Source organism: Streptomyces sp. NBC_00503, from assembly GCF_036346895.1.
In the GTDB taxonomy this organism is placed as follows: domain Bacteria; phylum Actinomycetota; class Actinomycetes; order Streptomycetales; family Streptomycetaceae; genus Streptomyces.
The window spans coordinates 148,467-161,514 of the sequence record NZ_CP107856.1 but is presented as its reverse complement, the minus strand read 5'-3'; the positions used below and the strand labels follow the sequence as shown (position 1 = coordinate 161,514).

Below are 13,048 nucleotides of genomic sequence, written 5' to 3'. Positions count from 1 at the left end.
AGACATGACGACACCAACCCCCCAGTGGGAACAGCGGATCGCCGCCCTGTGGGCGGCGATCGACGAATACGAACCGGAGGATTTCCGGGCCCGGGTGGGGGCACTGGCCGACGAACTCCCGGCGGGCCACCCGGTCGGCTGGTTCGAGCTCGCCTCGGCGAACGACTCCACGGGGCTGGGGGACGTGGCCGCGCCGCTGTACCGCAAGGCGCTGGAGGCGGGCCTCACCGGGTACCGGCGCCGGCGCACCTCCGTCCAACTGGGCAGCACGCTGCGCAACCTCGGCTCGCTGGAGGACAGCCTGGCGCTGCTGACGGCCGAACGCGAACGTGATCCGGCGGAGCTGGACGAGGCCACCGCGGGGCTGTCGGACGCGGTCGACGCGTTCCTGGCACTGACACTGGCCGACGCGGGGCGGGAGCGGGAGGCCCTGACACTGGCGCTGGGCGCCCTGTCGCGCCATCTGCCCCGGTACAACCGCTCGCTCACGTACTACGCCAAGGCGCTGAGCGAGGACATGGGCTGACCCCGCCCACCCGTCTGACGAAGAAGGGCTGTGCGGACATCACCGGAGCGATCCGGCGATGTCCGCACAGCCCTTCTTCGCGTGTGCGCGCAGCCGTTGCGCGCGGCCGTACAACTGCGGCCGGTCCCCACTTGCGCGGCCGGGAAATACGCATCGAATCCGCGGTCAAAACGGCCTGTACAACCTTGTGCGAGGAGTACGAAAACCAATTTGTTGACGGTCGGCGAGGCATACGGCAAGCTCATGTCTGTCGCCGAGAACAACTCGGAGACAAACACAAAACAAAGGGAGTGTGGTTCAAATGGAGAACACCCTCGTCGAGGACATCGAGTTCATCGAGACCTCTGCCGAGCTGCTGGCCACGTCGTACTACGTGAACATCCAGTAATTAGTGTTCCGGCTGGGAGGGCGGCAATCCTGCCGCCCTCCGGCCGCACATTCTGCACCGTGCCACGTCATGGATGCACTCGAAAGTCCGCCCCCCTCGGATACCGAGTGTTTCCTTGTTGCGGCACGGATGCTCCCTTTCTTCATGCTGGTGAACCCAGGAAAAGGAGTAATGTCGTGGTTGATTTCGATTTCACTGACCTGGTGGGCGACGAGGCGGAGTTCTTCGCCGAGTACTTCAACAAGAAGCCCATGTTCCGCAAGAGCTCCCTCAGCGGCGACCCGCGTGAGCTGCTCTCCGTCAAGAAGCTCGACGAACTGGTCCACCTGGAGGTCATCCGGCCCCCGTACATCAAGGTGAACCACAACGGCACGGGCGTCCCGGAGAAGGGCTACACGCGCAGCGTCGTCGTCCAGGGCGTCAACGTCACCGACTCCGTCGTGCCCGAGAAGATCTACGAGCTGTTCCGCGCGGGCGCGACCGTCACCTGGAGCTCCCTCAACCAGGTGGTCCCCGAGATGCGGGAATTCTCCCGGGTCATCGCGCAGAAGGTGGCCTGCCGCACCGACACGGTGGCCTTCATGACCCCCGCGGGCAGGAAGGGCTACCCGCCGCACCACGACCCGGTCGAGCTGTTCATCGTCCAGCTCGAGGGCACCAAGGCATGGAAGCTCTGGAACCCGCCGGCCGTGCGCCACGGCGACAACGCCTCCTACACCCTCGAAGAGCTCGGCGAGCCGGCGATCGAGGTCACGCTGGAGCCGGGCGACGTCCTCTACCTGCCGTACAACACCCCGCACGCGGCGGCGGCCGAGGGCCAGGTCTCCCTGCACCTGTCGGTCATGATGCGCCCGCGGATGTGGAAGGACCTGATCCGGCTCTCCGTGGAGGAGGCCTTCAAGGACCAGGAGTTCAACGAGTACCCGCACATCGGCGAGCACCGCGGCGCCGCGGCCGGGGAATCCTTCAAGGACAAGCTCCGGGCCCTGGTGGCACGGCTGGACTCCCTCGACGCCGACACCGAGCTCGACCGGCTCGCCGACCTCGGCCGCCACATGGAGGGCAGCTCGCACGGCACCACCTTCCAGACCATCGCCGCCGCCGACGGCTTCGCCCAGGACGTGCCGCTGCGCCGCACCGGCGCGGCCGTGGAGTTCGGCGCCAGCGAGAACGGCCGCACCCAGATGCGGGTCAACGGCCACAAGATCGCCGTTCCGGAACCGGTGGCCTCGACCCTCGCCGCCCTGGGAACCGGCGCCTGGGCGACAGCCGCCGAGATCTTTCCCGGCGTTTCCGCCGAGCGTTCCACCAAGACCGCGCAGGGACTCGCCCGGCTCGGTGTCCTGGAACTCGCCGGACAGCCCGGGTAGGGAGGCGACGCCGAATGGAGACCTTTCGCTTCGAGGAGCTGGTCGGCAGCAAGGACGTCTTCTTCTCCGAGTACTTCAACAGGAAGCCGCTGCTGCGCAGGGGCGCCGTGCGCGACCGGGTCCGAGAACTCATCTCGATCCGCCAGCTGGACGACGTCATCACGTTGGAGACGGTCCACCCGTCCTACGTGCGGGTGGCCAAGGACGGAAAGGGAGTTCCGCAGAAGGCCTATACGCGGACGGTCCCGAACCGCGGCGCCGCGCTGGCGGAGGCCATGGTCCCGGAGAAGGTGTACGAGCTCTTCCGGTCCGGTGCCACCATCACCTGGAATTCGGTCAACCATTTCCTCCCCTCGGTCCGCCTCCTGCTCGACGGGATCACCAGCACGTTCGCCTGCCACGGCGAAGTGGTCGCCTTCCTGACCCCGGCCCGCCGGGACGGATACGCACCGCACCACGACCCGGTGGACGTCTTCGTCGTACAGATCGAGGGCACCAAGTCCTGGCGCGTCTGGGACACGCCCGAGGACCGCAAGGGCGACCAGGCGACCTTCGGTGCGGGCGAGCTCGGCGAGCCCGCCCTGGAAGTGACACTGCATCCCGGTGACGTCCTCTACATGCCGTACAACACGCCGCACGCCGCCGCGGCCCAGGACGAGGTCTCGCTCCACCTGTCGGTCACCGTGGAACCCCGGCGCTGGCGCGACCTGCTGCGCGAGACCGTCGACGTACTCGTGGAGGACCCGCGCTACGACGGGTTCCCGCACCTGGACGACGGCCTGTCGCCCCATCTGACGCGGGAACTGGCCGCCAAGCTCGAAATGCTCTGGGACCAGCTCACCGCCGTCGCCCCGGCGGCCGAGGCCAGACGGCTCGCGCAGAGCGGACGCCGGCTCAGCGGCACCGGTCTGCCCAGGGAGTTCGAACGGCTGTCCCTCGCTGACGCCCTCGCTCCCGGCACGGCCCTGCGGCGCTCCGCGGCCGAGGTCTCCTTCACCGGCAGCGACGGGGCCAAGACCGGACTGCTCGTCAACGGCCACCGCATCGCCGTCCCGGACGCCATCGCCACGGTGCTGAGGGAGCTGGAAACAGGTGCCCCGGTGGCCGCCTCCCGGATCTTCCCGGGGGCCTCCGAGGACCGGTCGCTGCGCGCCGCGCAGGGACTCGCCCGGCTCGGCGTCCTGGAAGCCGCCGACTCAACTAGGAGTTAGTCACGCATGGCCACCACCACTTCCCTGCCCCGGGCGAGCGCGCCTCCCGCCGCCCCGCCGCGTCCCGCCTGGCGTGACGTCTACATCCTCGCGGGCCTGCGCGGACTCTCCTTCGCCGGCGACATCGTGGCCGCCACCGCCATCACGCTGCTGCTCCAGGCCAACGGCGCGGGCTCGTACGCGGTCATGGCGCTGCTGCTCGCCGCGAGCGTCCCGCCGGCGCTGCTGTCGCCGGTGACCGGCAAGGTCGCGGACCGGTTCGACAGCCGCAAGCTGATCGTCACCGTCGCCTCCCTCCAGGCCGTGATCTGCCTGGCCATGACGCAGACCAGCAGCCCGCCCCTGCTGATCGCCCTGGCCGTCCTGCTCTCCTCGGGTCTCGCCTTCACCCACCCGGTCTTCGCCGGGCTGCCCGGGTCGATGGTCGGCAAGGAGAACGTGCCGCGCGCCGCGGCGATCTCCCAGACCACGGCGATGGCCGGAATGGTCATCGCACCCGTCGTCGCCGGTCTCCTGACCGCCACCTTCGGCGTGCGCATCCCGCTGGTCCTGGACGCCGCCAGCTTCGTCCTGGTCGTCCTCGGCGGACTGGCCATCAAGACCCGCCTGCACAAGGGCCGTTCGTCCGGCGCCGCGGCGAGCGGGGACCAGCCCGCCTACCGGATCCGCTCCGACCGCTTCCTGCGCTCGGTCCTGGTCATCAGCGGCGCCGTCATGGGGGCCGCGAGCATCATCAACGTCCTGATCGTCTTCTACGTCCGTGAGACGTTCGGCGCCTCCGAGCAGATGTACGGCCTGGTCATGTCCGCCTGGATGGTGGGCCTGGTCCCCGGTGCCCTGCTGGTCCGCCGCATCAAGAGGTTCCGTCACGAGACGATCCTGATCGGCTCGTTCCTGTGCATCGCCCTCGGGATCCTCGGCACCGGCCTCGCGCCGAACGCCTGGTGGATCATCCCGTTCTACGTCCTGGGCGGGCTCGGCAACGGCGCCCAGGCCACCGTCACCCACATCCTGCTGAACCTGCGGGTCCCCGACACCCACCGCGGGCGGGCCTTCGCGGCCCTGGGCGCCGTGTCCAACACGGGCCCGGCCGCCGGCTACCTGCTGGGCGGCGTCGTCCTGCACTTCATCGAGCCGCGCTACGCCTTCCTGGCCGCCGGGGCCTTCGCCCTGCTCAACCTGGTCACCTTCGTGGGCGGACTGCGCCGCTCCGCCGACGAGAATGCCGCCCCGGCGCCGAGCGGGGCCTGAGGACATGACGCTCACCGCCGCCACCGGCCCGGCCCCGGCCCCGGACACCGCCGTCCGGCCGCAGGACGACTTCCACCGGTACGCCAACGGCCGGTGGGCCGACACCTTCGAACTGCCCGCGCACAGCGCCGAGACCACCCTGCTGACCCAGCTGGCGGAGAAGGTGCAGCACGACGTGATCGAGGTGATCCGCCGCGCGGCCGCGGCGCCCCACGGCGAGGACGACGCCACGGGCCGCCGGATCGCCGACCTGTACGCGTCCTTCATGGACGAGGAACGGATCGAGAGCCTCGGCGCCGACGCCCTGGCCCCCGATCTGGCGGCGATCGCCGAGGCCCCCGACCACGCTGCCCTCGCCCACGTCATGGGCCGCCTCCAGGCCCAGGGCGTCGGCGGCGCCCTGGGCGTGTCGGTGACCACCGACACCGCCGACGCGCAGGGCTACGTACTCAACCTCACCCAGTCGGGGCTCGGGCTTCCCGCACCGGGCCTGTACCGGCTGCCCGACGCCGCCGCCCTGCGCGAGCGCTACGCCGCCCACCTGCGCGCGGTCCTCACCCACGTCGGCCACCCCGCCCCGGACACCGCCGCCGCCGAGGTCCTGCGGCTGGAGAGCGACCTGGCCGCGGGCCATGCGCGGCCGGACCGCAGCGGCCTGGTCAGCGCCCCCTCGCACGCCTGCACCGTCGCCGAACTCGCCGCCCGCCCCGGCGCCTTCCCCTGGCGGCAGTGGCTGGCCGGGCTCGGTGACCTGCCGCCCGACGCGGCCGTACGCGTCCGCCCCGCCGGCTGGCTCGACGTACTGGACCACTGGTGGGGCACCCACCGCCCGGAGGCCCTCAAGGCCTGGCTGAGCTGGATGTACGCACACGAGATGGCCCCCTTCGGGCACCGGGAGCTGTTCGCCGAGAACTTCGACTTCTACGGGCGGGCCCTCACCGGCTCCACCACCTCCAGGCCCCGCTGGATGCGGGCCGTCTCCTTCGTGCAGACCGTGCTCGGCGACGAGGTGGGGGAGCGCTACCTGCGCGAACACCTCGCCCCGGACACCGTCCGGGAGGCCGGGCGCCTCGTCACGGCGCTGACCGCCGCCTACCGGGACCGGCTCACCCGCGCCGACTGGATGCGCCCGCGGACCAGGGCCGCGGCCCTGGACAAGCTGGACCGCATGGTCTTCGAGATCGGCTCCCCCCGGACGGCCGCCGCGGCCGAAGGCCCCCGCACCGACCCCGCGGACCTGATCGGCAACGTCAAGCGCGGCCGGGCCCGGCAGCTGGCCCGCCAACTCGCCAGGCTCGGCGGTCCGGTGGACCGCTCGGACTGGAAGGTGCCCCCGCAGGCGGCCACCGCCTACTACCGGCACGGCCTCAACCAGGTGGTCGTGCCCGCCGCTCTGCTCCAGCCGCCCCTGTTCGAGGCCGGCGGCGACGCGGCCCGCAACTTCGCGCTGCTCGGATCCATCGTCTGCCACGAGATGTCCCACGCCTTCGACCGCCGGGGCGCGCACTACGACGGGCAGGGCCGGATCCGCGACTGGTGGGATCCCGAGGACCTGGCCGAGTTCACCCGCCGCACCCGGATCCTCGTCGAGCAGTACGGCCGGTACGAGCCGGACGGGCCCGGCGGCCCCCGCGTCAGCGGGGAGCGCACCCTGGGCGAGAACATCGCGGACATCACGGGGCTCGCCGTGGCGCAGGAGGCGTTCGCCGCGCACCTGGCGGACCTCGCCGCCGGCCCCGCCGAACAGGCCGCGCAGATGCGCCGGTTCTTCCTGCTGTGGGCCTCGATGTGGCAGGTCAAAAGGGTCCGCGGACGGCTGCTGGAACGACTCGCCACCGACCGCCACGCCCCGTCCGAATACCGCTGCAACGGCGCACTCGGACACATCCAGGCGTTCTACGACGTCTTCGACGTACAGCCCGCCGACGGCCTCCACATCGACCCGGAGGCCCGGTTCACGCTCGTATGAGACCCCGTCGGGGAAAGGAGCAATGAGATGCCGAAGAGCACCCTCGGGCTGCTGGGACTCGTCCCGGGCCCCGACTTCACCGCGGCCGCGGCCGCGGCACTGCTGGCCCGTCCCACGGCCGAAACGGCACAGGTCCTGGACCGGCTGACCGGCTGCGGCCTGCTGGTCCGCCGCCGCCCCGGCCGCTACCGGCTCACCGCCGCGGCCCGCGCCCGGAGCCGGGCCGCCATCCCCGATGAGACCGGTGCGGCCGGTGCGGCCCGGCGCAGGCTGGTCGACTTCTACGTGCACACCGCGTACGCCGCGGACCGGCTGCTCTCTCCCAGCCACCCGCCCCTCGACCTCGCCCCGCCCGTCGCGGGCTGCCGGCCGCTGGAGCCCGCGGACCGTGAGGAAGCCCTCGCCTGGCTGGACGCGGAACTCGACTGCCTCGTCGCGGTACGCGGCCTCGCGCTGGCCGAGGCGCTGAACCGCTCGGTGTGCCAGCTGGCGTACAGCCTCAACGGACACTTCGTCCGCCGCGGCCGCAGCGCCGAGCAGCTCGACCAGTGGGCGGACGCCCTGACCGCCGCCGAACTCCTGGGCGACCACCGGGCACAGGCCCTGGCCCACCGCTTCCTCGGGCAGGCCGGCACCCGCGCGGGGCTGCCCGCACGGGCCGCGGCCCACATGGAACGGGCGGTCGAAGCCGCAGGCCGGACCGGTGACGCGGCCGTCCGCGCCGAGGTCCGCTACATCTTCGCCTGGGTCCACGAGCAGGCCGGGCGGTACGAGGACGCGCTCGAACAGGCGACGGCGGCCACGGAGCTGTTCCACGAGGCGGGCCGCCACTTGCAGGAGGCGGACGCGCTGAACGCCGTCGGCTGGTACCACGCGCTGCTCGGCGACACCGCCCGGGGATCGGCCGGCGCCTTCGAGGCGCTGCGGCTCTCCCGCCGCCACGGCTACCTCGAGGGCCAGGCGGCCGCGCAGGACAGCCTCGGCCTGATGGCCCGCAGGGCCGGTCTGCCCTTCAAGGCGATCAGCCGGTTCCGCAGCGCGCTGCAGCTGTGCCGACAGCTCGGGAACACGTATCAGGAAGCCGGAATACTGGAGCGGCTCGGCGCCGCCCATGCAGATGCCGGACTTTTCGAAGAGGCCCGTAATTCCCTGTCCGATGCGCTGGACATTTATCTCGCGCAGCATCGGTCGGGAGAGGCGGAAGAAGTTCGCCGACAGCTCGAAGACGTGTCTCCGTTCCCGCTGGCACTGCTCTGAGCAGCGCAAACGTGAGAATTGAATCCCGTCCGCCGCGTGCGGACGGGATTTCTCGCATATCCCCGCACAGGCGCTGCTCGATTTCACTGCCCCATCGCGTCCGTTGACGAATTCGGGCCCGCGGAAATAAATTCTCTGCATGCTTCCCACGGATATCGACCTCCTCCCGACTCTCGGCCGCCCGACCCTTTCCGCGGACGGGCGCTTCGCGGTGGTGGCGGTCACGCGCTCCAGCGTCGAGGCCGACGACTACAGCAGTGAGCTGTGGCTGGCCGAGACCGACGGTTCCACGCCCGCCCGCCCCCTCACCAGCGGCCCGCACGACGGCGCCCCCGCCTTCTCCCCGGACGGCCGCCACCTGGCCTTCCTGCGTCCCGGCCCCGACGGCCGGGCACAGATCCACCTGCTGCCGATGGACGGCGGCGAGGCGCGCCGCGTCACCAGCCACCCGCTGGGCGCCGGCCAGCCCGTCTGGAGCGCGGACTCCCGGCGCCTGGCCTACACGGCCCGCGTCGCCGAAGCGGGCCGCTACCAGGGCCCGGCCGGACACGAGGCGCCGCGGCGCGTCACGACCCTTCGCTACCTGGCGGACGGCTTCGGGTACACCCTCGACCGGCCCCGGCACGTCTTCGTCACCGACCCCTTCGCGACCGGCCCGGACGCCGCCCCCACCCAGGTCACCAGCGGCAACCACGACCACGCGGACGTGTCCTGGAGCCCGGACGGGCAACTCCTGGCCTTCGCCGCCGCCCGGCACACCACGGCCGGCGACGACCTGCGCAACGACATCTGGCTGTGCGCCCCGGACGGCTCCGGCCTGCGCCCGGTGACCGACGGCGGGCTGATCGTGGGCTGCCCCCGCTTCTCGCCCGACGGCAGCCGCCTGGTGTTCGCGGCCGAACCGCTCGATCAGAACAACAACGCGTACGCCACCTGCAGTTACGGCCTGTGGTCCGCTCCCGTCGACGGCTCGGCCGCACCGGTGCGGCTGACCGGCACGGACCTGCACCTCAGCTTCGCGAGCCAGATGATCCTCCCCGGACGCGACGGCGTGTACTTCGCGCCCGACCACCGCGGCGAGGTCCACCTGGTCCTGGTCCCCTACGACGGGGGCACCCCGCGCCCGGTCGTCACCGGCCCGCGGCAGGTCAACGGGTACGCGGCCGTGGACACGCCCTGGGGCGCGGTCGTCGTGGCCGTCGTCTCCAGCGCCACCAGCGCAGGCGACCTGCTCGCCGTGCGCGGCGGAACCGAGCACGTACTGACCGGCTTCGGCGAGGAGGTCGTCAAGCGCGGGAACCCCCTGCCCATGGAGGAATTCACCGCGACCGCCCCCGACGGCTACCGGCTCCAGGGCTGGGTGGTGCGCCCGCCCGGCGAGGGCCCGCACCCCGTGGTGTTCCAGATCAAGGGCGGCCCGTACACGCAGTGGGGCCACACCCTCACCGGCCCGGCCGCGTTCGACGAGGCCCAGGTGTACGCGAGCGCCGGCTACGCGGTGGTGCTCGGCAACCCGCGCGGCTGCTCCGGCTACGGCCAGGAGCATGGCATGTACGTCGCCGACGACCTGCCCCGCAAGTCCGCCCCCGACCTGCTCGCCCTGCTCGACGAGGCGCTCAAGGACCCCGACCTGGACGCGGACCGGGTCGGCGTCATGGGCGGTTCCTTCGGCGGCTACATGTCCGCGTGGATGGCGGCCCACCACGGTGAGCGGTTCAAGGCGGCCATCGGCGAGCGCGGCCTGTACTCCGTCGACAGCTACGCGGCCTCCAGCGACGACGGGGTCAACGTGGCGATCGCGCTGTACGGCGCCGACAGCGAGCGCTGGGCGGAGAAGAGCCCGCTGACGTACGCGGACCGGATGAAGATCCCGATGATGCTCATCCAGTCCGAGGAGGACCGGCACTGCCCCATGGAGCAGGCGCAGCGGATGTTCGTGGCGCTCAAGACCCGGGGGGTGCCCGTGGAGCTGCTGCTGTTCCCCGGCGAGGGACACGACCTGTCGCGGTCGGGGCTGCCCAGCCACCGGGTGGCGCGCTTCGAGGCGGTCCTGGACTGGTGGCAGCGCCACCTCTAGGCCGGCCCGGCGGGGGCGGTACCGCCGCGGCCGTACCGCCCCGCCGCACCCGGCTTCGTATCCCCTCCCGTACATCAACCGACGGGTCCCGGCAGGATCCTGGAGGAACCATGAGCAGCCAGTCCGTGGCCCAGGCTTGGACCACTTCAAGCACCGCGACCGCCCCGGCCGTCGACGGCGGCCGCCTGTTGCGCCGCATCGAGGAGCTCGGCCGGATCGGCCGCGACCCGGTGACCGGCGGGATCACCCGTGAGGGATTCAGCGCCGCGGACCGGGAGGCCCGCGCCTATGTGATGGCCGAGGCGCGCGCCGCCGGACTCTGTGTGGCCGTCGACGCCGCGGGCAACATCATCATCCGCGGGTCCGCCGCCGCGGCCGGCGAACGGCCCGTCGTGCTGATGGGCTCCCACCTGGACACCGTCGTCAACGGCGGCCGCCTGGACGGCGCGTACGGGGTGATCGCCGCACTCGAAGTGGTGCAGGCCTGGGCCGAGTCGGGCGGCGGCGGTGGCCTGGAACCGGTCGCCGTGGCCTTCACCAACGAGGAGGGGGCACTGTTCCCCCAGCCGTTCTTCGGCTCGATGGTCCTCGCCGGGCGCCTCGCCGGCCTGCCCCGCGAACCGCTCGACCACCAGGGCGGCCCGCTGCGCGGCCCGCTGGCACTGGCCGGCGGAGACCTGGACGCGCTGGGCAGTGCCGCCTGGTCGTCCGACGCGGTCGCCGCTTATCTGGAAGTCCACGTGGAGCAGGGCCCGGTACTCGAGCGTGCGGGCAGCCGGATCGGCGTGGTCGACGGCATCACCGGACGCGACGTGCTCACCGTGGAGATCCGGGGCACGGCCGGACACGCCGGAACGACCCCGATGGCGGGCCGGGCCGACGCGCTCGCCGCCGCCTCCCGCGTGGTGCTGGCCGCCGAACGGATCGCCGCGGAGCGCGGCCTGTGCCGGGTCGCCACCGTCGGCCGGCTCCACATCTCGCCGAACTCTCCGAACACCGTCGCCGAGGCCGTGCGGCTGACCGCGGACCTGCGCGACACCGACGCGGCGCGGATGCGCAACGCCGAGGCGGCCCTGCGGGACGCCCTGGCGGACATCGCCCGCCAGACCGGCACCGACATCGAGGTCGTGGGCCGCGTCTACTCGGATCCGGTTGCCACCAGCGCGGACCTGCGCGCCCTGATCGAGGAGACCGCGCTGGAACTCGGCGTGCCCTACGCCGTACTGCCCAGCGGAGCCGGCCACGACGCACTGGTCGTCGCCGACCTCGCACCCGTAGCGATGATCTTCGTTCCCAGCATCGGAGGCGTCAGCCACGTACCGGAGGAGGACACCGCCCCGGACGATCTCGTCCTCGGCGCCGAGGTCCTGCTCCGCACCGCACTGCGGGCATCCGGCCTGCCGACGGGACCGCGCCGCTAGCGCGCGCACCACCACCGGGCCTTGCGGCCCACAGCGTTCCCAGATGTAGCTCCACGAGGTGGGGCGACCCTACTGATGAGGAAAACCATGCCGTCCACGGTTGAGCAGGTCCAGCGGATCGCCGTCTTCTGCGGTGCCCGCCCGGGCGTCCACCCCGAACACCTGCGGCTCGCCGAGGAGTTCGGCACCGCACTGGCCGAACGCGGCCTGGAGCTGGTCTACGGCGCGGGCGGGATCGGCGTCATGGGCGCGCTCTCCTCCGCCGTGATGGCGGCGGGCGGAAGCGTCACCGGAGTCATTCCCCGCGACCTGCACGAGCGCGAGCGCGCCGACCGGGCGCGCGGCGCCGTCTTCGTCGTCCGCTCGATGCACGAGCGCAAGGCCCTCATGTACCGGCTCTCCTCGGGGTTCGCCGTCCTGCCCGGCGGCATCGGCACGCTGGACGAACTGATGGAGGTGGCGACCTGGAACCAGCTCTCCTTCATCCGCAAGCCGGTGGTGATCCTCAACCACCGGGGGTTCTTCACCCCCATGCTCGCGATGCTGGACCACCTGGTCGCCGAGGGCTTCCTGACGGCCGAGGAGCGCGGCATCTTCCTGGTCGCCGACACCGCGCACGAGGCCCTCGACCTGATGGGGCTCGGCACACCGCCGCTGGCCGTGGCCGCGTAACCGCGGGTGAAAGGCGCGCCCCGGCCCGGACCCGCCGGACGGCCCCGGCGGGTACTGGGATCCGGTGGGCAGGATCCGGAAGAGACTGCCTAGGCACGGATCGCGTGCTGCAGCAGCTCCCGGGTCTCCTCCCAGCGCTCGTTCAGATCGGCCCTGTGGTGCAGGGTGTCCGAGATGTGCTGGACGCCGAAGAACGCGGCGACCACGGCACGGGCGGCTTGCCCGGGCCGGACTCCCGCCCGCAGTTCACCGGCAGCCTCGGCTTCCGAGAACAGGGTCGTGAGCAGCTCGGCCCACCCGACGTAGGGGGCGGGCAGCGGCGCGCCGATGAGCGAGCGCTCCAGCTGGAGCCGGGCCCCGCCCTGGGCCAGCGGATCGCTGCCGAAGGCCTCGGCGACCCGCTCCAGCAGCATGAAGGCGGTCTCCATCGGAGGCAGTCCTTCGGCCCGTACCTCTTCGAGCAGTCTCGGCCAGCGTGCGTAGTGTTCCTCGACCACCGCGATGGCGAGGCTCTCCTTGCTGGGGAAGTGGTGGTAGACGGCGCCCTTGGTCATGCCCATCTCGTCGGCGACGTCCTTCATGGACGTGTTGGGGAATCCCTTGGCGGCGAACAGCCTGGCGGCCGCCAGCAGGACCAGCTCTCTGGTGCGGATCGCTCGGTCCTGTCGTGGCTCATGGCCACGAGCCACTGACTGTGAGTGACCAATGCGCCATGCGGTGGGTTGGGGTTGTGGAGTCATGCCTGGTCAGGCCTCTCATGCGGTACTCACGGGAGAAGCGAAATAATCTCCATTGCAATATACCTTCCCGCAGGTATATTTTCGATCTCGCTCGATAGGCAGTGCAAGAGCTCAGCCCAACTCTGTCACTTTCCTTGGGGGATGTCGTAGTGCACGTCGTCACTGA

General features: G+C 71.6%; 10 protein-coding genes. 9 read left to right on the top strand and 1 reads right to left on the bottom strand.

Annotated elements, in window-relative coordinates:
• Nucleotides 1-4 precede the first annotated feature (4 nt).
• From OG490_RS37975 to OG490_RS37935, 9 genes are all read left to right on the top strand, one after another.
• Nucleotides 5-526 (top strand): tetratricopeptide repeat protein, encoded by a 522-nt coding sequence (locus tag OG490_RS37975; protein ID WP_330301301.1) that lies wholly within the window; start codon nucleotides 5-7, stop codon nucleotides 524-526.
• Between the two features lie 564 nt (nucleotides 527-1,090).
• A complete protein-coding gene (locus tag OG490_RS37970) occupies nucleotides 1,091-2,284 on the top strand; it encodes a JmjC domain-containing protein (RefSeq protein ID WP_330301300.1) in 1,194 nt (397 codons plus the stop codon).
• 14 nt (nucleotides 2,285-2,298) lie between these two features.
• Nucleotides 2,299-3,495, top strand: coding sequence for a cupin domain-containing protein (locus OG490_RS37965; protein WP_330301299.1), 1,197 nt, complete (start codon nucleotides 2,299-2,301; stop codon nucleotides 3,493-3,495).
• Between the two features lie 6 nt (nucleotides 3,496-3,501).
• Entirely contained in the window at nucleotides 3,502-4,746 is a 1,245-nt protein-coding gene (locus OG490_RS37960) for an MFS transporter (protein ID WP_330301298.1), read from the top strand.
• A gap of 4 nt (nucleotides 4,747-4,750) precedes the next feature.
• Entirely contained in the window at nucleotides 4,751-6,715 is a 1,965-nt protein-coding gene (locus tag OG490_RS37955; protein ID WP_330301297.1) for a M13 family metallopeptidase, read from the top strand.
• Nucleotides 6,716-6,742: 27 nt separating this feature from the next.
• Nucleotides 6,743-7,972 carry a tetratricopeptide repeat protein gene (locus tag OG490_RS37950; protein WP_330301296.1) on the top strand — a complete coding sequence of 410 codons (1,230 nt, stop codon included), beginning with the start codon at nucleotides 6,743-6,745 and terminating at the stop codon, nucleotides 7,970-7,972.
• Nucleotides 7,973-8,111: 139 nt separating this feature from the next.
• On the top strand, nucleotides 8,112-10,049 hold the full coding sequence (locus OG490_RS37945; protein ID WP_330301295.1) for a S9 family peptidase: 1,938 nt from the start codon (nucleotides 8,112-8,114) through the stop codon (nucleotides 10,047-10,049).
• 110 nt (nucleotides 10,050-10,159) lie between these two features.
• Nucleotides 10,160-11,470 carry a Zn-dependent hydrolase gene (locus OG490_RS37940; protein WP_330301294.1) on the top strand — a complete coding sequence of 437 codons (1,311 nt, stop codon included), beginning with the start codon at nucleotides 10,160-10,162 and terminating at the stop codon, nucleotides 11,468-11,470.
• Nucleotides 11,471-11,557: 87 nt separating this feature from the next.
• The gene (locus tag OG490_RS37935; protein ID WP_330301293.1) at nucleotides 11,558-12,142 is read left to right on the top strand and encodes a TIGR00730 family Rossman fold protein; all 585 of its coding nucleotides are present in this window, start codon (nucleotides 11,558-11,560) and stop codon (nucleotides 12,140-12,142) included.
• A gap of 89 nt (nucleotides 12,143-12,231) precedes the next feature.
• Here OG490_RS37935 and OG490_RS37930 read toward each other — a convergent pair whose 3' ends face one another.
• On the bottom strand, nucleotides 12,232-12,831 hold the full coding sequence (locus tag OG490_RS37930; protein ID WP_330301292.1) for a ScbR family autoregulator-binding transcription factor: 600 nt from the start codon (nucleotides 12,829-12,831) through the stop codon (nucleotides 12,232-12,234).
• Nucleotides 12,832-13,048: the final 217 nt, after the last annotated feature.